General features: G+C 48.8%; 25 protein-coding genes. 7 read left to right on the top strand and 18 right to left on the bottom strand.

All coding sequences use genetic code 11. The annotated features are described in order from the left end of the window. Positions 1–21 precede the first annotated feature (21 nt). On the top strand, positions 22–1167 hold the full coding sequence (gene queG, locus GX364_08900; protein ID NLI70966.1) for a tRNA epoxyqueuosine(34) reductase QueG: 1146 nt from the start codon (positions 22–24) through the stop codon (positions 1165–1167). Here queG and GX364_08895 read toward each other — a convergent pair. Continuing rightward, entirely contained in the window at positions 1164–2582 is a 1419-nt protein-coding gene (locus tag GX364_08895) for a glycerophosphodiester phosphodiesterase (protein NLI70965.1), read from the bottom strand. The genes queG and GX364_08895 overlap by 4 nt on opposite strands. A gap of 67 nt (positions 2583–2649) precedes the next feature. On the opposite strand from GX364_08895, the gene GX364_08890 reads away from it, so the two are divergent. Continuing rightward, positions 2650–3315, top strand: coding sequence for a hypothetical protein (locus GX364_08890; GenBank protein ID NLI70964.1), 666 nt, complete (start codon positions 2650–2652; stop codon positions 3313–3315). Here the strand turns inward: GX364_08890 and GX364_08885 are convergent. After that, the gene (locus GX364_08885; GenBank protein ID NLI70963.1) at positions 3312–3956 is read right to left on the bottom strand and encodes an MBL fold metallo-hydrolase; all 645 of its coding nucleotides are present in this window, start codon (positions 3954–3956) and stop codon (positions 3312–3314) included. The genes GX364_08890 and GX364_08885 overlap by 4 nt on opposite strands. A gap of 828 nt (positions 3957–4784) precedes the next feature. On the opposite strand from GX364_08885, the gene GX364_08880 reads away from it, so the two are divergent. After that, on the top strand, positions 4785–5078 hold the full coding sequence (locus tag GX364_08880; protein ID NLI70962.1) for a carbohydrate-binding protein: 294 nt from the start codon (positions 4785–4787) through the stop codon (positions 5076–5078). A 36-nt stretch (positions 5079–5114) separates the two neighbouring features. Here the strand turns inward: GX364_08880 and GX364_08875 are convergent, their stop codons facing one another. The 13 genes from GX364_08875 to GX364_08815 all read right to left on the bottom strand — a co-directional run bounded on the left by GX364_08875 (position 5115) and on the right by GX364_08815 (position 15538). Continuing rightward, the gene (locus GX364_08875; GenBank protein NLI70961.1) at positions 5115–5744 is read right to left on the bottom strand and encodes a nitroreductase; all 630 of its coding nucleotides are present in this window, start codon (positions 5742–5744) and stop codon (positions 5115–5117) included. A 50-nt stretch (positions 5745–5794) separates the two neighbouring features. Continuing rightward, entirely contained in the window at positions 5795–6796 is a 1002-nt protein-coding gene (locus tag GX364_08870) for a YafY family transcriptional regulator (GenBank protein ID NLI70960.1), read from the bottom strand. 192 nt (positions 6797–6988) lie between these two features. Further along, positions 6989–8977 (bottom strand): proton-conducting membrane transporter, encoded by a 1989-nt coding sequence (locus GX364_08865; GenBank protein ID NLI70959.1) that lies wholly within the window; start codon positions 8975–8977, stop codon positions 6989–6991. 60 nt (positions 8978–9037) lie between these two features. After that, positions 9038–10504 (bottom strand): monovalent cation/H+ antiporter subunit D family protein, encoded by a 1467-nt coding sequence (locus GX364_08860; protein ID NLI70958.1) that lies wholly within the window; start codon positions 10502–10504, stop codon positions 9038–9040. Between the two features lie 34 nt (positions 10505–10538). Continuing rightward, positions 10539–10790 carry a hypothetical protein gene (locus GX364_08855; protein NLI70957.1) on the bottom strand — a complete coding sequence of 84 codons (252 nt, stop codon included), beginning with the start codon at positions 10788–10790 and terminating at the stop codon, positions 10539–10541. A gap of 50 nt (positions 10791–10840) precedes the next feature. After that, the gene (locus GX364_08850) at positions 10841–11080 is read right to left on the bottom strand and encodes a DUF4040 domain-containing protein (GenBank protein NLI70956.1); all 240 of its coding nucleotides are present in this window, start codon (positions 11078–11080) and stop codon (positions 10841–10843) included. Beyond that, positions 11081–11428, bottom strand: a complete 348-nt coding sequence (locus GX364_08845) for a monovalent cation/H(+) antiporter subunit G (GenBank protein ID NLI70955.1) — start codon at positions 11426–11428, stop codon at positions 11081–11083. Between the two features lie 39 nt (positions 11429–11467). Beyond that, complete coding sequence (locus GX364_08840) at positions 11468–11743, bottom strand: hypothetical protein (GenBank protein NLI70954.1); 276 nt, start codon at positions 11741–11743, stop codon at positions 11468–11470. A 1-nt stretch (position 11744) separates the two neighbouring features. Next, entirely contained in the window at positions 11745–12254 is a 510-nt protein-coding gene (locus GX364_08835; protein NLI70953.1) for a Na+/H+ antiporter subunit E, read from the bottom strand. A gap of 20 nt (positions 12255–12274) precedes the next feature. Then, positions 12275–13786, bottom strand: a complete 1512-nt coding sequence (locus GX364_08830; protein ID NLI70952.1) for a monovalent cation/H+ antiporter subunit D family protein — start codon at positions 13784–13786, stop codon at positions 12275–12277. Positions 13787–13797: 11 nt separating this feature from the next. Beyond that, positions 13798–14142, bottom strand: a complete 345-nt coding sequence (locus GX364_08825) for a cation:proton antiporter subunit C (GenBank protein ID NLI70951.1) — start codon at positions 14140–14142, stop codon at positions 13798–13800. 20 nt (positions 14143–14162) lie between these two features. Further along, complete coding sequence (locus GX364_08820; GenBank protein NLI70950.1) at positions 14163–14558, bottom strand: sodium:proton antiporter; 396 nt, start codon at positions 14556–14558, stop codon at positions 14163–14165. Positions 14559–14749: 191 nt separating this feature from the next. Beyond that, positions 14750–15538 (bottom strand): type III pantothenate kinase, encoded by a 789-nt coding sequence (locus tag GX364_08815; protein ID NLI70949.1) that lies wholly within the window; start codon positions 15536–15538, stop codon positions 14750–14752. 225 nt (positions 15539–15763) lie between these two features. Here GX364_08815 and folE point away from each other — a divergent pair, with 225 nt between their 5' ends. The 4 genes from folE to folK all read left to right on the top strand — a co-directional run bounded on the left by folE (position 15764) and on the right by folK (position 18177). Further along, the gene (gene folE, locus GX364_08810; protein NLI70948.1) at positions 15764–16327 is read left to right on the top strand and encodes a GTP cyclohydrolase I FolE; all 564 of its coding nucleotides are present in this window, start codon (positions 15764–15766) and stop codon (positions 16325–16327) included. A 67-nt stretch (positions 16328–16394) separates the two neighbouring features. After that, the gene (folP, locus tag GX364_08805) at positions 16395–17222 is read left to right on the top strand and encodes a dihydropteroate synthase (GenBank protein ID NLI70947.1); all 828 of its coding nucleotides are present in this window, start codon (positions 16395–16397) and stop codon (positions 17220–17222) included. 6 nt (positions 17223–17228) lie between these two features. Beyond that, positions 17229–17585, top strand: coding sequence for a dihydroneopterin aldolase (gene folB / locus GX364_08800; GenBank protein NLI70946.1), 357 nt, complete (start codon positions 17229–17231; stop codon positions 17583–17585). A 49-nt stretch (positions 17586–17634) separates the two neighbouring features. After that, entirely contained in the window at positions 17635–18177 is a 543-nt protein-coding gene (gene folK / locus GX364_08795; protein ID NLI70945.1) for a 2-amino-4-hydroxy-6-hydroxymethyldihydropteridine diphosphokinase, read from the top strand. Between the two features lie 29 nt (positions 18178–18206). On the opposite strand, the gene GX364_08790 is transcribed toward folK, so the two are convergent. Genes GX364_08790 through GX364_08780 form a run of 3 tightly spaced genes read right to left on the bottom strand, consistent with a single transcriptional unit; the run spans position 18207 to position 21106 of the window. Beyond that, positions 18207–19076 carry a 2-keto-4-methylthiobutyrate aminotransferase gene (locus GX364_08790; protein NLI70944.1) on the bottom strand — a complete coding sequence of 290 codons (870 nt, stop codon included), beginning with the start codon at positions 19074–19076 and terminating at the stop codon, positions 18207–18209. A gap of 19 nt (positions 19077–19095) precedes the next feature. Then, the gene (gene pabB / locus GX364_08785; protein NLI70943.1) at positions 19096–20502 is read right to left on the bottom strand and encodes an aminodeoxychorismate synthase component I; all 1407 of its coding nucleotides are present in this window, start codon (positions 20500–20502) and stop codon (positions 19096–19098) included. Beyond that, a complete protein-coding gene (locus GX364_08780) occupies positions 20483–21106 on the bottom strand; it encodes a C26 family cysteine hydrolase domain-containing family (GenBank protein ID NLI70942.1) in 624 nt (207 codons plus the stop codon). The genes pabB and GX364_08780 overlap by 20 nt, the downstream gene beginning before the upstream one ends. Positions 21107–21116: the final 10 nt, after the last annotated feature.

The following is a 21116-nucleotide window of genomic DNA, read 5'->3' as shown; positions in this document are numbered from 1 at the left end:
AAAGGAGCAGTTTAAAATACGATGAGCCCTGTCAATGATCTTATCGACTATTCCAACCAGATAGGAATTGAAATAACCGGTATCATTGAAGCATTGCCCCTTGCTGGGCTGAAATCTTTCCTGGCCACACGGGCACGGACAGGATTGCGTTCACCTTTTGAAAACAGTTCCCTGTCAGCCAGAATCGATCCCCGGCTCCTTCTTCCCGGATGCCAAAGTATCATCTGCCTGGCACTGCCTTATTTCATAGAATCGTCAGCCCCCCGTTCCGATAATGAAGGGCCCTGCGGAAAGGTGGCACGGATAGCTCGATTCCGGGATTATCATGAAATTGCAAAAAATAAAGCCAGGCTTCTCGTCAATTTTATGGGTCGCCTGTTTCCTCGTTCTTTCCAGTACCGGCTCCTTGTCGACAGGGAGCCGCTGATGGAAAGAGCTTTTGCCTACCAGACAGATGGAATAATTGGTGAAAATACTTTTTTCATCAGCCACAGATACGGTTCATGGGTAATTTTAGGGCTGATCCTTCTTGATATCCCTCTTCCTGCATGGCCCCCAACCACCCGATCAAGGTCATGTCTCGAATGCGGGCGATGCAGAAAGGCCTGTCCTACAGGAGCACTTTATGCTCCTTACCTGCTTGATCCCCGGCGTTGCCTGTCCTACGTTACACAGGCCCGGGGCGTTGTCCCCCTTTCTTTCCGGGAATCCCTGGGGTCAAGGATATATGGTTGCGATACCTGCCAGGAAGTCTGCCCCCTCAACAAAGAAATACCGCCATCCCCGCTGAAGGAAATATCCGCAGCGGTATTTGACGATCATACACCGCTGATCCCGCTGCTCGGTATAGATCGGCGGGAATTCTCCCGCACTTTTGGACAGACCGCTGCCGGTTGGCGCGGCATTGACCTGATAAGAAGAAATGCCATCATTGCCCTCGGCAACAGCCGCGATCACAGGGGTTTGAAACCGCTGTCCGATGTTTTCACACGCGACCCCCAGCCACTGATACGATTGCACGCTGCCTGGTCCATCGGGCAACTGGGAGGCCCGGAAGCCGAACGGATACTGAGCCGCGGCCTCGAACGGGAAACTGACCAACGTGTTCAGGAAGAAATTCGTTCTGCTCTACAGGGAAAAAGGGGAGAACCAACTTCCACTGACTAGTCGATTTGCCCCCGGTTCAGTTCCTCCAATGCGCCGGGGTAGTTGGTGATTATCCCATCAACCCCCAGTTCAATCAGGCGTTCCATTTCCTCCACTTCATTTACCGTCCATGCACTGATACGATATCCTTTTGCATGCGCCCTGGCTACATAATCTTCATCCACCATGTCGTAACGCGGATGCAGCGCATCGGGTTTGGTGATGGGAATGAGCATCCCCTTGCTCAGGAAAGAAGGAAGATCAGGGGAATAAATCAACCCCGTGCCAATACGGCTGTCCGCTCTTTTGACCCTGATCAAAGAAATGGGATTGAAACTGGATACAATGGTGCGTCCATAAAGGTCATACCGGGCTATGAGATCAACCACAGCTTTCTCGAGGCCATCCGAGAAGGGAGACTCACTCTTGATCTCGATATTGATGAGAACATCTTCGTCCAGCGCCTCAATCACCTCGGCCAGCGTGGGAATAACTGTTCCGGAATAATCTGCAGAAAACCAGGCACCAGCATCCAGCTGGCGAAGTTCGTCCATGGTCAGGTTCTTTACTTCCCCGATCCCATCGGTAGTCCTGTCAACACTGTAATCATGAATAACTACCAGTTCCCTGTCACGGCTGAACATGACGTCCAGTTCAATCCCATCTGCACCGAGTTCCATTGCCTTCTGGAAAGAAGGTATCGTGTTTTCAGGTGCATCCCCGGAAGCACCCCGATGGCCAAAATTCAAAACTTTACTATCACCGTAGAATGCCTCCATGGGATCCGGAGTCCAGCACCAGAATGAAATCATGATTATCCCGGCAGCAAAAAGAACAATCAGGATCAACGCCACCAATATTTTTATTACCGCCTTACCGGCTTTCATGAACAAACTCCCCCCATCATTGATTTTTTCTTCCGGATACAGACCGGTAGCCACCACTATGATAAATAAACCAAAACCGACCAGCCAGAAGGAAAACTGAAGAAAATACTCTCCGGTGATCGGGATCCAATCCGGATCCACGAAACCATGGGCAATGACAGACGGCAAACTGTAACATACAATCCCACCCGCCATCAGAAGCGGAATGATATTCCAGACCCCTCCCCGCCGCAGTTGCGTCAGGGCAGGTTTCCGCTTGTAAAATAAAATATGAATCAACCCTGACAGACGCCCTGTCCCGAGATCATAAAGCCCCAGGATCAGAAATAACAGGCCCACACATAAGAGAATTGCGTACCCCATCCCCAGATAAACAAACAACAAAAAAACGGCTACCAGGGATAACATGTCAAGAGCCACAAGGGCAATAAATTTCAGGCGGCCCATCAATACACCTCGATACTTATCTGTTGTTTTCGATACCAGGATCATATTTCCTGCATCGATGGCATATTGCCAGCAGAGAACAATCATGGTGAAAGGTGCCATTTACTTTTTTTCATACCCTACCGATATATACTATGGACAGGGCAAAGTGTTTTTGGGGGTTCGGGCTATGTTGAAAGATATATCGCGGATAATCGACAAGAGCTCGCAGGAAGGTTGGTCAGGGTCAACCAGGCGACGCCGTAAAAAAACTTCCCCGGACGGTACCGTCAAGTCTGAAGAAGACAGACTGGACCTCTCGGGCCCGGTTCGTTTTCTGGCATTTTTCAAGAATGTCGATTTCAAACATCAGGCTGAAGATAACCTCCTTTCTTTTCAACTTACCGGCACGGGGGATCGGTATCTGCTCTTCTTTGAAGGAGATTTGAACGTCATCAACGGCAACTGGCGTGTGGCCTGGACGGTGGAGTCGTGGGTACGTAATGTGGCCAAACATGAAATCTTGAACCAATTTTACCAGGCACTGGCCACACTGGTTTCAGGGAAAAAACCGGAGATGGAATATTTTTTGCAAGGAAAAGAACTGGCTGATTTTCTTGACGATCCTTCCGGGCCAATCTTTGTTATGCTCAGGGATCTCTTGACTATTGTACAAAACCTGCTCCCGATCATGCCAACCGGGAAGAAAAATTCATATTCCCGCAACGTTGATCACGAAATAACCGACACCCTTCCCATTCCGGTATGGCCTCTTTATTTCAAACGTCATAAAGCTTCTGCAATTTCATTGAAGTGGACAGAAAAAAGAACGGATTTGCAAGAAAAAACGTACTAGCTCGATTCCATGACCCAGATTTCTGTGGCGGGAGGGAGATCTTCCTTCTTGAGTGAAAGCGTTTTGCCCATATGTTTAACGTTCTTCAGACCCTTGATAAAGTTGTCAAGCGAGTCTATTTCGATATTTAACATGGGGGTCTTGTAGTGCATCGGAATGGCTACCCTTGGTGAAACAGCATTCACTATGTCACGAGCTTTCTTCGCATCAATCGTATAGACCCCGCCCACGGGGATCATCAACACATCAGTCGGCTCAAGGAAAAGGCGCTGCTCATCAGTCAGTTCTGCTTCCCCGTAATCACCCATATGAGCAAAGGTAATCCCTCCGATATGCCACTTGAATACAATGTTTTTACCCCTCCGGGATCCGCCATCTTCATCGTGATCAGTAACCAGCCCCTCGAATGAGACCGGTCCGTATATGAGCGGTGCGATGTCACGGACAATCACGGGGTTGCCTTTCAGGCCTTCAACATTGTTATGGTCATAATGATCGTGGCTTACAGAAACCAGCGACACATTTATATCGGGAAAAGGATAACCTATTTCCGGTGAATACGGATCGGTAACGATCCTGAAAGCCTTCTGCTCAATCATGAACATGGCATGACCGAACCATTTTACTTTTATTTTTTCCATCTTACCACCTCTATTTTTATTCTTCCCCTGCATGAATGGGCTCGTGCAGATTGTCAATAGGCCGTCAAAAAATCCGTGGGTTACTTTACAGGATCTTTTCTTATGATATGAAGCAAGATGCGTTACCTGCAAAAATCACGTGCGCATTGAAAAGTTTGAAGCATGCCTGTTTCGACATATTTTATTCGTGATCGGCATTGACCGATCCCTTGTCTGTCAGCGGGGGTAAAACCCCCGGCTTATAATTCGCAATAACCGCTGCCAGTATTGAATTCAGGGCCATGTTCTTTGAAAACAAACCCTTTGTTGAACCCGGACCGGTAATCTATCGTTTTGTTGGCGATATGCCGGGATATTTTCCGTTCATACAAAAAATACAGGCCATCCAGTTCTTCCACGATATCCGTTTCATTTGCTACAGGCTCTTCCAGAGCCAGCCCCAGTTGGGAACCCCTTCACCCAATTCTACGGAAGTAAATACGAATATATGCTTCCTCCACTCCTTCCTGTTTCAAAATTTCTTTCAACTTGTTTTTGGCTGTTTCTGTGATATTTATCATCTGACATTACCTTCCTGTTGATTTTCCAATATTATATCCATAATCAGTAAAGTTCTCAAACATATTTTATTTGAAATTTCGTCCGGCCCGGGTTTTTCGATTTTCTACCATTTTTCTTGGAACTATCTTCACCGCTTGACTTTATTCAAACCATTCAATACACAGCGTATGTTGAATAAATATCAATATTGAACTGTTACATAAATAATTCGGGTGTGCCGAGGAAGAATAAAAATGACCCAATCAAGAAAGGAGGCATGATTTGACGATGCACCTGGACGATCGTATTTCCATGGAACCGGGCAACCCCCGCCGTGGACAGAAAGTGAGCATCGAGTACCGTGGACTGCTGGCGCAAAGCGGTGCCGACAACATCTGGATGCACTGCGGTTTTGATGGATGGAAAAACGCAATGGATATCCCCATGAACCAGTCCATGCAGAAAACGTTTTCCTGTGATGCAAAGATACAGGGTAAACGCGAGATGAACTTCTGTTTCAAGGACAGTGCTGACAACTGGGACAACAACAGCGGAAACGATTGGACATGCAGGATCAGTTAAACAAAGCATGCCTGATGGGGGGGTATCCGTGTACATTCAATCCGGCATATCCCCTTTTTCTCCCACTTTCCAGACGATCTCATGCAAGGGAAGGCGAGGCCGCGCCGGGGGGTCCTCTGCCGGATAGCCCAATGGAATAATCGCCACAGGAGTCAACCGGGATGGCAAATTCAGGATGGAAGATAATTTCTCTTCATCGAACATACGCACCCAGCAACTCCCTATTCCCATGTCGGCAGCAAGCAGTATGATGTGTTCTATGGCGATACCCATATCGATGTAAGCGGAAACCGGTATGCCAACTTCCTCCGTCTTCTCCGGCATCTTCCGTTGATACAACAATTCGGCCACCTCTCGTTCCATGACTCCGGCGGAAACCAATTCTTCCACCCTTTTTTGAAGAACACCGCGGGTAAAGGAACGGCGGTCAATACAGCAAACCACGATCACCGAAGCTCTGGTAACAAAGGATTGGGTGATAGCTTCGCCGAGGTGGTTCTTCAGGTCTTTGTCCCTGACGACAACAAAACGCCATGGTTGACGATTGGTAGCCGAAGGGGCCGCCCGCGCCGCCAGCAGCAGCTCTTCAATCACATCATGGGGTAGAGGTTCCTCTTTGTAACGCCTGATACTTCTTCTTCTCCGGATTATTTCCTTCAATTCCAATGTCTTTTCCCCCTGTAAAGAATAAAATCATGATGTCCTGACAAAAAATATCAGCCATCCTGACGCTCATAATTTTTGACCATATTCCGCAATTCAGCCCCTATCTCATCTCTCAATTCCGGCGGTTCTAGAACCACCGCATGTTCCCCCCACCCCATAATCCATTTTTTTATCTCCCAGGTGCCTTCCACCGTTACCTCGAATATCAAGCTGTCATCATCAAGGTGCTTGATTTTCTGGGTGGGATGCCACTCGGATTCCATGATAAGAAAACTGATGGGGGAATAAATTCTAACCTTGACATTTATGGCCTCACCTCTAGCCAACCTCCATGAATGTTCAAAATACTTGTCGATATTGAAATCCCTGTCTATCTCAAAATTATCTTCGGTCAATTCAGCCCCATGGATTCGATCCAGACGGAAAGTGCGCAATTCCTGCCTCTGGAAACAGTAAGCAATGATATACCATGCCCCGTCGCGGAAAAAAATGTGATAGGGATTTACTTTCCGTTCCGAAAATTTTTGTGAAGAGAATGAATGATATTTTATGTTGACGGTCTGCTGGTACATCATCGCCTCATTGAGCATGGAGAAAATGTTTTCCCACGGATTGTAATTTTTTATATAATCTACAAGAATACTTATTTTTGGTTTCAACAAACGCAGATATTTCTTGCCCTCCGGTTTTGTAGCCCCGGTTATCTTCTCCAGGGCATTCTCCAGATCTTTTCTCAAGGGAATGCCATCGGTTCTGGCCAATACATGTGAAGCGAGCAGGATGGCCGTAGCTTCCAATCCAGTGAAAGTCAACGCCTTCAAAGCCGGGTGCCCCTTCGAGATATAACCTCCGGCTGCCCCGCTGGATGCCTCGATTTTGATACCCATCTTGCGCAAGTCTTCTATGTAACGATAAACTGTCCGTGTCCCGACCTGCAATTCCCGGGCAATCTCTCTGGCCTTGATCCCATCTTTCTCCTGTATCAATTTCAAAGTCTGCAGTACCCGCTCCGACTTTTTTATTGGAGTTGCCTCTACCCCGCCGGACCCCAAAACAAACACCCCCTGAACAGTAAAAATACCGCTATTTGATTTCAACAAGTGCTGGGAATATTCCTCTTTGATGGTTTGAAGAAGTGGGTCAACAATCACCGGTTATCGACTTTGCAAACTGCCTTGTCTTCTCCCCGGCATGTCAAGGCGATACCCATGATCGTAAAGCAGCCTGTTATATCAATCAAGGAATCATATGCCAAATTGCAGGTAAAACAGGCAGAAAAGAACTGCTCCCAGAACAAGCAGAACCAGGAAAATGTCAAAGTCAATATTCCCGAAATTGATAGCACGATAAATCGGCAAACGGGGCCGGTAATCCAGCCCTTGAAGCAGCCTGAATGTTGCTCTATAGATAGCACCAAAAATCCGTGCGAAGATATTCAGCACAAAATTTACAACAATAGTCACCAATCCCCATATTGCCACTGCTCCGCGGCCAATATTGTAGCCGATATATTCCTGGGTCAACCATTGCGGAATCCGTATGCGGAAAAAATTCGTTTTCGATGCCAGCCAGTAGATGACGATCCCCAAACCCAGGGTAATCGCTACAGACCCGATATCTTCAAGCACCCAGAAATTTATCCCCTTCAGATGTTGTTCGATGTAGATCGGATCGAACATGAAGCCATCAAGAACCGGCAAGATACATTTATCCAGAATCAGGTTGGGGAAAACCCCGAAAACCAACATGGTTATACCCAGCATCCCCATCCCCACCTTCATCAACGGGGGCTCCTTGAGCCCGGCATAGATCCGGCCACTTTTACGGAAAAATGTATAATAGAGGAATTTGATAAAATAGCAGGCCGTGCAGGCACTTGTCAGGATGAATATCCATTCCGCAACCTGCAAGGCGAAAAGGTTTTCGAGATGGTGTGCTTCTACCAGCGCATGATGCAAAAGAGTCTTGCTTGAATAACCATTGAAAAGAGGTATACCGACAATGCCAAAAGAAGCAATCAGCGCCACGGCCATGCTGAACGGCATCCTGCGGGCCAGTCCCCCCAATTCACGCATGTCCAGTTCCCCCAGCGCATAGACGATCACCCCGGCTACAAGAAAAAGTGATGATTTGAAAAGAGCGTGGTTGAGTATATGGAAAGAAGAACCGGCCAACCCCATCGCTCCATTGTAGCCAAGATATGCCGCAGCCCCCACCCCCGTGATGATGTATCCCATCTGACTGATGCTGCTGCAGGCAAGCATCCTTTTGATATTGTCTTGCAACATGGCGGAAACCGCCCCGAAAAACATGGTAACGATCCCCACCCAGATCATGATCATGCCCACACGAGCCAGATCTGGCCAGAGTGCAGCAAACTGTTCACCCAGCTGGGCCAGTTGAAAACGGTCGGCTGAAGGGGTAAAGAGCATGTTCACGGTACGAATAATTCCGTAAGCCCCGGTCTTGATCATGATCCCCGAAAGAAGTGCACTTGCCGGGGAAGGAGCAATGGGGTGTGCTCTCGGCAACCAGATGTGCAACGGGGCCATTCCCGCTTTGATACCAAAACCCAGTATCAACAAGACCATGGCGATCAGATGGAAAGTGGAGAAAGCGCCGAAAGGCTCCATCATCGGCCTGATGGCAACTGAACCTGTAATATGAAAAATTATCCCGATCCCCATCAGGAGCGATAATCCCCCGAAGATCCCCATGTACAGATAGAGGTTGCCGGCGCTTACCGCTTCATCGGATTGATTGTGAACCACGAGGACGTATGATGCCAAAGTCATGATTTCAAAAAACAACAACAATGTCAGCAGATCGCCGGCCAGCGGGACACCGATGGTACCAACAAGGGTCAATGCCAGGAATACGAAAAATCTTCCCTGGTTCTTCTCATGATCCATGTAACTGACAGCGTAAATCGTAGCAGCCAACCAGACCAGCGAGGCTATGAGAGCCACGATGAGGCCCAGCGCATCCACCCTGAAGAAAAGGTTGAGCGGAGAGATGAAAAGCGGTATCTCGAAAACGAGAACCTGTTTTGCTCCCATGATCCGGGGCCACATACCGATAACGGCACCCATGGTAAGCGCCGTTCCTACCAGGGCAACGGCATGGCGTGCCCAGGCCAGGCGTGAAAAAACAACAAGCAACAATGTTGTAAGGAGTGGTATTACAACCACCCATATCGGCAACACCGAGGTAAATACTTCCTGCCCGCCCATCAACCATCCTCCTATCATGGTTCAAGGAAACTGTTGAAAAGCTTCCCCGATCAGAATTGGCTACAACAAGTAAGCGGCTATCTTTTCTACAAAAGGTACATAGAAATTTATCTGAACACCGAAAGCGATACAGGTAATTGCAAGAATAACTATAGGTACCAACATGCTCAAAGGAGCTTCCATGCCGGGTGCCTCCTCGAAATCCCCCTTGCGGAAAAATGCAGAGATGACAATGGGGGCAAAATAGGCGGCATTGAGCAGTGCGCTGGCCAGCAGCACGACGGCCACCAGATAGTAGCGCAGGTCCAGACTGCCTACAATAAGGTACCATTTTGAAATGAAACCGTTCACCGGTAAAATTCCTATCATGCCTATACTCCCTATGGCAAAGGCCAACATGGTCAACGGCATTCGTTTACCCACCCCACGCAGTTCGCTGATTTTTTCCTTGCCGGTAACGGTGATAATAGCCCCGGCGCAGAAAAAGAGGGTGATCTTGAGCAAAGCATGATTGATCATATGCAGCAGCCCTCCTGCCAACCCCATGGATGTCAGCAAGGCACCGCCAAGTGTAATGTAACCCAGCTGGCTTATCGTGGAATATGCCAGGCGTTTTTTCAATACATCCTGCTTCAAAGCAATGATAGATGCAATGATGATGGTAATACAAACGATGACGGCCAGCAATAAGCCCAGGTCAAGATGAGCCAGGGTATCCGTTCCATAAATGGAATACATCACCCTGATCAGACAGAATACCCCCGACTTCACCACCGCCACTGCATGCAACAGGGCACTCACGGGAGTGGGTGCGGCCATGGCGGCGGGCAGCCATGCGTGCAGGGGCATGATAGCGGCTTTGATACCAAACCCCAGAATGAAACAGACAAAAATGGCCTGCCACAAAAAGGCGCTTTCCGAAGTGGCGGCAACTATACCCCCCTGGGTAAAATCAAGCGTCCCCGTATGGTGATAGGTCATGACCATGGCCAGAAGAACGAAGGCCGCCCCGATAAAACTGTATACCAGGTATTTGAAGCCGGCAGCCTGCGATTCCTCGTTCTCGGAGTGAATGACCAGGGGATAGGTACAGATTGTCAGAAACTCATAGAATAGATAAAGGGTGATCAGATTGGCAGCAAAAGCAATGCCCACCGTGACACCCAGAGACATCATGAAAAAAACAAAGTAGCGTCTGCGTTTATGTTCATGCGCCATGTAACCGAACGAATAAAGCGTTGCAAAAACCCACAACACCGAGGCGATGGTTCCGAAAAGAATGGAAAAAGGATCGACCTTGAAAGACAATTCCAGCCCCGGGGCAAGGGTCAGGATGGAAAACTCCGGGGTTCGACCATTGAGAACGGCCATGAGGATAAAAATCACGCTGGCAGCAGTAACAATGCTGATAAAAAAAGACATTGCATTTCTCAGCCGATCGGATTTTTCGGGAAACAGGCTTAGCAATATGGAACCTGCAATCGGTAAAAATATTGACCAAACTATCAACTGAGATGCATCCGGCATAATTTTCTCTCCTTAAAGGTTTTGGCAGCAGTTTTTATTCCGTGGATTCGCCCCTGCTGCTTAGCACGAGGATAATTGCCATCACGGCCGTGAATAGCACCGTCGTTTCCAGCAAGGTGTCATAACCACGGTAATCCAGAATAATATTGGTGATCAGGTTCAGGCCGCCGCTCTCTTCGACCCCTTTTTCAACATACCTTTCCACAACATCGTTCACTGTAGGATTGTCCGGTTGCCCGTAAGGGGGCATCTCGGAAACCGCCTGCAACAGCATATAAAAAACCATACCGGCCACAGCCAGGCCAATAATTACAATAATCAGACGGTGTTTGCGATTCATGAAGGCTTCCTCCCGATCTTCGTCACTATCGTAATGGTAATGAAGGTAACCGCGATACCAACGGCGGCCTCCGTGATTGCTATGTCAGGCGTATTCAGCTGTTGCCAGATCAAAGCCATGGTCATGCTGAATGCACCGAAAATGATTGCCACATAAAGGAGGTCTTCGAAAAAAAATATGGCCAGTGTGCTTACCAGCAGCACCAGAAAAAGAAAAAATATGATTGGTTCCTGCATTCAAGATCCCTCCCCTGTCTTCATCTTTTCATCCTGCCTGTCGCCTGACCCATTGTAGCGATCAAGAATAAAACTCCCCTCGGTCATCCTCACGCCTCGCTCGTAAGAAACCTTGGCAATGAGGTGAGTAACGACAGGGTTGATCACGGCAATCAGCAACAGAACAACCGCCAGTTTCATGATGGCCAGGTAACTGTCCGCAATCATCATCAAGCCCAAAATGATCAAACCGGAACCGAGCGTATCGCATTTACCGACAGCATGCATCCTTGTATATACGTCGGGTAAACGTAGAAACCCGATCACACCTGCCATCAGAAAGAAGGCCCCGCCTGCAAAAAATATCATCCCCAGTATTTCACGAAAAGCCACCCGGCCATTCCTCCTCTATGACTTTTTCTCAAGTCTATCTTTGCTTAACAATTTCAACATGCTCAGCGTGGCAATAAATGATCCAAGTGAAAATACCAGCCCTACATCGATATAATTGATATTGTGATGAAGATAGGCATAGATAAGGATGATCATGATGATTTCCGTGGTAATAATATTCATGGCAATGATACGGTCCACCGCCGAAGGCCCCCAGAACGCCCGAATAAGGGCCAGCACGGCAATCGCTATCAGAAAAATTACTACCCCGGCGAGATACTTCTCCAGCATTCTATCCGCCCCCTTCTATCTTTTTCATCATGCGATGAAGATACCAATCCGGGATACCCTCGGCTGCATCACGGGTGATCGCATGAACCATCAGGCGATCGTCTTCCATTTCAACAGTGATGGTCCCGGGAGTAAGCGTGATTGAATTGGCATAAAGCACCCTGGTCAGGTCCCGGTTCAATTCCTCCCGCAAAATAATCATCCCCGGTGAAATCGGCAATTTGGGATGGAGAACAATGATGGCCACGCTGATATTTGCCTTGATGATCTCGTATATCAGGCAGATAACATAGATAAAGGCCCATCCCCACTGTTTCAATACGAACTTTGTATGTGGTGCGTCTTCCCGGTTAAGCTTGTTCCAGAAAGCAACGAGAAAAATACTCAGCAAGGATCCGACCAGGAGATGTTGCCAATCATAATCAAGAGACATCAGCAACCAGAATCCCAGGAGCAATATGAACATGAATATCATGCCCTTGTAATCCAATCCTTTTCTTTGACCGGTCAAGATACTTACCTCCCGTCATGCTACAAAAAATATCCCGATACTATCAATCCCAGAAAATCAAAGCAGTAGTTGAACAGAAAACCCAGGGCAATAATAACCGCTGCCAGGATGCTGATAGGAGCCAACATCGTTACCGGCACCCTGTCCATCTTGAAAACGGGTGCCCGGCGGGGGGAGCCATCCCGGCCTTCATGTACAAAATATGCCTGCCAGAGAATGGGGAAATAATATGCCGCGTTGAGCAGCCCGCTGATCACGATGAGAATGATAAAAAATGGTTGCCCGGCAGTCAGACTTCCCAGACCCAGATAAAATTTGGAGATGAAACCACCGGTGGCGGGTATCCCCACCATGGAAAAACTGGCTATCAGGAAGGCCCCCATCGTGACCGGCATGCTGTAGCCTATACCGGCAAGTTCGGTGACTTTCTTTTTCCCGGTCTGCCGGTAGATGGCCCCGGCGCATAGAAATAGTACCGTCTTCATCACGGCATGAACGATAATGTGGAAAAAGGCGGCCATGATTCCTTCCGGCGTACCCAGCGAAATTCCCAGAAAAACATAGCCTACCTGGGCAACCGTGGAATAAGCCAGGCGCCGTTTAAGTTCCAGTTGCACAAAAGCGAAAAATGATCCGATCAGTATTGCCGCGGAAGCCATGATCAGAATCAAGACGCGTATATTCGTAGTCCCCAGAAACATTTTTACACCAAAGACGATCGCAAAAACCTTGAACAGGCTGACGATATACGCCTTGACAACCAGCCCGGAAAGGATGGCGCTTGATGGTGATGGTGCGGAGGAGTGAGCATCCGGCAACCATAGATGTAGAGGAAAAAGCGCCGATTTGATCCCGAAACCAACCACGAAAAAACCCATCGTTACCCAGACAAGATGAGGATACTGGGCCGCTGTCTGTTGAAGAATATCGCCGGCAAAGACCATGTTCAGATATCCGGTCATCATGTAGACAAATCCTATCCCCAACAGTATAAAACCGGAGCCGATAGTGGCCAGAATAAGATATTTGAGCGTCGCTTCCATGGCTATACGACTTCCTTTGCCAATGACCAGGGCGCAGGCACTTATTCCCACCACCTCGATAAAAACATACATGTTGAAAATATCCCTGGTCACGATCAGGCCCAGCATCGCCGTCATGCATAGCATGTATTCCACGTAATACCAGCCGCTCATCTCTTCACCGATCTCCGCGGGCAAAGCTCTGAGGCTATAAACGGAGATCATGAAATAAATTCCTGTTACCAGCGCAGCCATGAGACTGGTGATCGGATCGATGACAATCTCGATTCCCCATGGGGGATCCCAGGCAGCAACAGCATAATCAATGGTATGCCCTTGCGAAACCTGGATAACAAAAATCAGAGAAAGGATGAAGGCACCGGCCGAGGTTACGATCGCCAGAGGGGCACACCATTCCCTTTTCCACCGTGCCAGCAGGGGCATCGCAAAAGCGGATATCAAACTGCCTATGATCAATATAAAAGGAAGGTTGTTCTGCCCATAGACCAAATCCGTTCACCTCATCTCATCTTCATAAAATTTGGAGCATATACAGTGCCGTAAAGCGTGTAAAGTTTTGCAATCAAGGCCATGGCAAAAGATGTCGTGCTGAACCCTACCACAATCCCCGTCAGGACCAGCGCGGAGGGAAGGGGATTGATATAAACTATATCTGCGGGGGCACCGACTTCGACGATGGGTACTTCCCCACCGACAATGCTGCCCATCGAGATAAAGAATAAAAAGGTGGCATTGCTGATGATGTTCAAACCAAATACTTTTTTGATCAGGTTTGGTTGGGTCAATACAATCATCAACCCTACCGTAAATATTATTATGGAGATGAAATAGGGATAGTTGACCATCAATATTTTCCAACTCACGGCTAATCCTCCCCGGATAACAGATAATATATGCTGATGATGGTGCTGGCCACCAGCAGCCCGATTCCCAGGTTCACCACGGAGATGATACCGACACTGAATAGAGTGCCCACCTCTCCGACCGGGCCCTTGTGCGCAGGCAACAGATACTTGATGCCTTCCATGAGGCTTCCTATAGTGATCAGAACAACAGCGACATCGAGGGGGATATTACCCAGACGCTTCCTCCATGTCGGACCGAAAATGAGGAAAAACAGAAGAACCCCGAGGCCCAGAACCGTGCCACCTGCAAAACCCCCGCCCGGGGAAAGATGGCCGTGGAAAATTACATAGAACCCGTACATCATCACAAATACAAGCACATAACGAAATATTGTTTTGGCAATGTAATCTTTCAACGATAAACCCGCCTGTTATTATATTGTTTAACAATCAATTTTGCTGAATTTATTTATGTTTGTACGTTCAGTTCATCAATAAAAAGTTTGTCAAAAAGAAGATACCTTAAACTGACATGCATGTATTCTATATGGCAATCATAAAATCCTTCCGCCAAAACCAACAAAATAAAATATATTTGAAATATTGTTTAAGATTTGGCCGAATAATTTCTTTCCTTCTGCCGGTTGTAAATGATTTTCAACCCTTCGAGGGTTAGATTGTAATTGACCTCTTCGATGGTTTCCGATTCACTGGCCAGAAATTCCGCATAGCCCCCCGTGGCCACGACAAATGGTTTGGAAGATAGTTCCCTGCAGATGCGCCGTACAATGCCATCTACCTGGCCCACCAGGCCATAAATAATTCCTGACTGCATGCTGCTGATCGTATTCTTGCCAATTACCCGTTTGGGTTTGGCCAATTCTACCCGGGGAAGTTTGGCCGCTTTGGTAAAGAGGGCTTCGGTGGAGATTCCAATTCCCGGGGCTATGGCTCCACCGAGATAATCTCCTTTTTCATTTATAACACAGAAAGTTGTGGCCGTGCCGAAATCGACAATAATCGTTGGCCCCCCGTAGAGGGTATAAGCCGCCACGGCATTGACCACCCTGTCGGCCCCAACTTCACGGGGGTCATCCATCAAAATATTCAAACCGGTCTTCACTCCCGGGCCCACAACCAGGGGATACAGTTCGAAATATTTTTGTGACATCTTTTCCAGCGTATGCATCAGGGGAGGCACAACGGAAGAAATGGCTATCCCCGTAACCGCTTTCCACTCCAGGTTGCTATGCAGAAAAAGGTTTTTGATCATGATGCCGAGTTCATCCTCGGTGCGCTCATGTTTTGTCGCCATCCGCCAACAGATTTGCATCTTGTTGTTTTCGAAGACCCCCAGCATGATATACGAATTGCCCACATCGATGGCCAGCAACATTTTTCTCTTCCCTCCCGATTTACCCTACAACATAATAACAGAGTGAATATTTTAATTCAATCAAAGGAAATGATTTTGTCGGGTAAAAAATTGACATCATGGCAGGAAAATCGGCAAATTAGTAGAATCTTGCTAAGTACAATCTACATGAAGAAGAAAAAAACGTCGTTGCATCACCACATTTGAAAGCTTTATGAACAGAATCAAGACTCAAAGGAGAGGAATATGGTAGACGAGCAGAAGATAGAAGAAGCAGTAAAAATGATACTGGAGGCGATAGGCGAGGACCTTGAACGGGAAGGGCTCCGTGAAACGCCAAAGCGAGTGGCCAGGATGTACAAGGAGGTTTTTAGCGGATTGAGCCAGGATCCATGCGACATCCTGCATAAATTTTTCGTTACCGACAACCATGAAGAGATGGTTCTGATCAAAGATATCTCTTTCTATTCCATGTGCGAACACCATCTTCTCCCTTTTTATGGCAAGGCACATATCGCTTACATTCCTGCCGATGGGCGCATCATCGGTCTGAGCAAATTGGTCAAATTGATCGAAGTATTTGCCCGCCGCCCGCAGTTGCAGGAGAGGCTTACCAGCCAGGTTGCCGATGTAGCCATGGAAAAATTGGCCCCGAAGGGGGTAGTTGTCGTGGTGGAAGCCGAACACCTTTGCATGACCATACGCGGGGTAAAGAAACCCGGTTCAATAACAGTCACTTCGGCAGTAAGGGGACTCTTCCGCCACAGTCCCGTTTCCAGGGAAGAAGCTTTTACCCTGATAAAAGGATAAAACAAAACAGGATGACGGCACTCAAAAAGATAAATCCAGAGAATCGATAAGGCTACGGTAAACAGTAATGACCTCTATTTTACAACTGGGACCATACGATCTCCCCCTGGGGGAAAGAACATTGATCATGGGAATCCTCAATGTCACCCCCGATTCTTTTTCAGACGGGGGCCTCTTCCACCAATTTGATAAAGCTATTGCCCAGGCGCTGCGTATGGCCGAAGAGGGAGCGGATATAATCGATATAGGGGGGGAATCAACCCGTCCCGGATATATGCCCATCTCCCTGGAAGAGGAGCTAAACAGGGTTATCCCCATCATCCGCACCCTCAAAAAAGAAATCGATCTTCCCCTTTCCATAGACACCTACAAGGCAGAAATTGCAACCGCGGCCCTGCATGAAGGTGTCCATATGGTCAACGATATCTGGGGGTTGAAGGCTGATCGTAAAATGGCCGGGATTGTTGCCACAGCAGGGGTTCCCGTCTGCCTGATGCATAATCGGAGAGAACCTGTTTATCGCGATTTCATCCCCGACATCATCTCGGACTTGCAAGAGAGTGTCGATCTGGCATTGGCTGCCGGGATAGAAAAGAGTAAAATTATTGTCGACCCGGGTATCGGATTCGGGAAAAACCTTGATCAGAATCTGGAAGCCATGCATCATCTGCATGAGTTGAAATCACTGGGGTTTCCGGTGTTGCTTGGTTCTTCAAGAAAATCCATGATCGGCAAAACACTGAATCTGCCCGTGGAGGACCGCCTGGAAGGAACTGCTGCTACAATAGCTTATGGAATCGCTGCCGGAGTGGATATTGTCAGGGTTCATGATGTCAGGGAAATGGGGCGTGTAGTCAGAATGACCGACGCGATCGTGAGGCGTCAGAAAGGCTGAAAATGCATGGGAAAGATAAGATTGAATAGATTATCTTTTTTTGCTTACCATGGTGTTCTGCCGGAGGAGAAAGAACGCGGGCAGGAATTTCTGGTAAGCGTGGAATTGGATGCTGATCTGGAGGGAATCAGCCGGGCCGACGACCTCGGGGAAACGATAGATTATGCGGATATTTCCCTGTTGATCGAAGAGATCATGCTGAAAGAAAGATACGATCTGATCGAGTCAGTTGCGGACAGATTGGCCGGGGAACTGATCAAAATAAATAAAGTAAACCACGTTACCGTAACAGTGGAGAAACCACGGCCGCCACTGCCGGTTTTGAGCGGCGGGGTATCGGCAACCATCAGCCGTTCCAGATAATAATTTTTGCCGGGAAACCGATCTTTTTTGACAAACAGGTGATAAAATAATGACCACGGTTTACATCGGTCTGGGATCGAATCTCAAGGACAGGCTTGACTTTCTCAATCGTGCCGTCGAGGAAATGGACCGGCTTCAAAACACCGAAATGTCGAAACTTTCCTCTGTCTACGAAACTGATCCGGTCGGCGGCCCGTTACAGGGCAGGTACCTCAATGCGGTATGCGCGATCACAACATCTCTGTCGCCCATCTCCCTGTTGAACGCCACCAAAAAAATAGAATATGACCTTGGACGCAGACGGAAAGGCCACTGGGAAGCACGTTTTATCGATATCGATATCCTTGTTTTCCCGGGTGTTGTGATGCGGACAACGACACTCACGCTCCCCCATCCCTTGCTGGACAAGCGCTGGTTTGTCCTTGTTCCCCTGGTTGAGATTGCTCCGGATCTTGTCCCGCCGGGCTACTCCAGGAACGTGACCGCTCTTCTGCACGATCTTGGCCCCCCGGAAGGCATTGATCGGTATGAAGGGGAAAAACCCTGGGGCAAGTACAGCCATCTCATGGCCGGGAATAACCAAAACCCGTAGATCTTCTGCCCCGGGCAGTCTATTCCACATCACCGCGAGCCGTCAAGATATTTTTCCAGATACTCCCGGTAGAGATGCTGGAAATCTGCCGTCACCGGGCCGGGTTTACCCGTACCAACCGGTTTTCCCTCGATCGCAATCAGGGGCATGACCTGTAGCAGGGAATTCGTCAAAAAAGCTTCATCGGCTTCTTTCAGAAAAAGCGGGGAAATATTTTGTTCATGTATTTTGATTTTTTTTTCGGCCAGTTTGATAGCCAGGGCACGAGTTATTCCCGGCAGGATACCGGCTTCTGCAGGTGGAGTGTACACCTCTTTGCCCTTGACCAGGAAAAGATTGCTCACCGTCCCTTCGGCCAGATAACGTTTCTGGTTCAAGAAGATGCCTTCATCGCAACCCCTGCCTGTCGCTTCCTTTCTTCCCAACACATGATCGAGGCGGTTCAATGTTTTGAGGCCTGCGAGCGGCGAGTACTCGTTCAGGGGAAAACCGATCAATGCCCCGCGAAAACCCCTCCGGTACTGTTCCGGCGCGTATGGAATCCCGGCATGCGATGTGATGAAAAAAGTTGATGGGCCAGATTCCAGGGGCCAGAGCCCGCGCCGGGAAAAGCCCCTGGTAAGGGTCAGGCGCAATACCCCTTCATGCAGGGAGTTGGTGTCTATGACCTTCTCCACCGCCCGAAATATGTTGTCCTTTTTACCAGGCATTTTCAGGCCAAGCAGGTCAGCGCCCCGCTCAAGCCTTTCAACATGCCTGTCCAGAAGAAAGGGAATACCCCCGTACACCCTCATCGTTTCAAAAAGGCCATCCCCGTAGAATATGCCCCGGTCAAATATGGAAATCTGCGCTTCCCCGATGGGTACAATATCACCGTTCAAAAAACAGCAAGTTTGCAATCGATACACCCTCCCTGCATCAAAGGCCCAACGCTGCAAACAACGCTCTGGCCTTGTCCAGCGTTTCCAGGAACTCCGCTTCCGGAGACGAATCAGCCACGATGCCGCCCCCGACCTGAAAAAAAGCTCGTTGGCCCTTGATAACAAATGTACGGATGACAATATTCAAATCCGCTTTCCCGGCAAAGTCAATGTACCCGATCGAACCCGTATAGATACCGCGCCTGACCGGTTCCAGTTCTTCTATGATTTCCATGGATCTTATTTTTGGCGCACCGGTGATTGATCCTCCCGGGAATGCCCCCTTCAACACTTCCATTATACCTTTTTCTTGCGGGATTTTCCCCGTTACCGTTGCCACCAGATGATATACCGTGGCATATTCCTCCAGGGTGGCCAGGGATGGAACCTCCACCGTGCCTGTCCGGCACACCCGGCAAAGATCATTCCTTTCCTGGTCCACGATCATGGCCAGTTCTGCCCGGTCTTTTTCACTTTCCAGAAGCTCCCGTTTCAATGACAGGTCTTCCGCCACGTTTTTCCCGCGTGGACGTGTCCCCTTGATGGGCCGTGTTTCCAGATCCAGCCCGTCAAGTTTGAGAAACCTTTCCGGCGAGGATGAAACAACATTCACTTCGGGAAAATCCAGGAAAGAAGCAAAAGGAGCAGGATTGATCGACCGAAGCCGACGATAAAGCGCCCAGGGGGGGCTCTCCAGCCGGGCTTCGAAACGCTGGGACAGGTTGACCTGGTAGATCTCTCCGCGTCCGATATAACCGAGGGCTTTTTCCACCATGTCCATGTATTCTTTCCGGGAAAAGTTGCTGCAAGGGCCACTTCCCTTTATCTCGACAGCAGGCATTGCTTCCTGTCGACGCATCGTATCCTTCAATCTGTATTGCAATTCCCGGAAACGCCGGTCACGATGAGCGAGCCTTGCCGGGGGATCCCGGAACGGCTGCCCCGTTGAAAAAAGATAGGTTTCATGTTGATGATGATCCACGACTATTCCACGGTCATAAAAGGCCATGATGCATTCGGGTATCCCTGTGTCATCCGGAATACACCTCGGTAGCCTTTCGAGGGAACGCCCCATATCGTAAGAAAGATAACCCACAGCCCCGCCACCTACCATCGGTATTTCATGCCTGGAAAGAGTAGAAAGTCCAGCGAGCAATTCTCCCAGACATGAGAAAGGATTTTTTTCAATGAAAACGTTGTATCCCCCGGCGTAACGGATTGCACAACGGTCGCCCCGTGAACTGAAAACAAGAAAAGGATCCCCGCCCATGATGGAAAAACGGCCCAGAGCATCCTGGTTGCCGCCGCTTTCCAGCAAAAAGGCATAGGGGTTGCCTTCAAAAATGCCGTGGAGCCGATCCAATGGAAGGGTGTCTGGCCAGACCTCAACGATGGGTTCCATCATCCATCCCTCCTTCCCTGCCAGAGCATTTGCATTCGCCGGCCAGGCTTATGAAATTGTCCAGGATCCGTTGACCATATTCAGTCAAAATCGATGCCGGATGAAACTGAACACCGTAGACCGGCCCATGGCGGTATTTCAGAGCCATCATTTCTCCTTCGCCACTGAAAGCCGTGACCTCCAGATCCGAAGGCATGGTGCGAGAATCTGCGACCAAAGAATGATAACATGCTGCTTCAAAGGGCAGGGGTACCCCTGCAAAGAGCCCCTCCCCGTGATGGTAGACCTCCGCTGTCTTTCCATGCCGGGGGACATCCGCCTGCCTGACCTTTCCCCCAAAAGATTCAACCAGTGCCAGGTACCCGGAACCGATACCCAGCAATGGAATCGATCCGGCTACCCCCCCGGCCAATGCAACCACATTCCTGTCTTCCCCCGGACATCCCCGATCCGAAGAGATCACCATTGCCCGGGGCGCCAACCCGGCTATTTCTTCCATGCTGATATCATCGAAACACAGGAGCCGGATATCGTTACAACCTCGTTGTAAAAAAAGGTCGGCCAGGACATATACAAATGGATCACGATCATCAATTATCAACGGCATTTTCAACCCC

It is taken from the genome of Bacillota bacterium (assembly GCA_012518215.1).
GTDB lineage: Bacteria > Bacillota > Dethiobacteria > DTU022 > PWGO01 > JAAYSV01.
The sequence above is the reverse complement of the archived record's forward strand: the minus strand, read 5'-3'. Positions and strand labels throughout refer to the sequence as shown.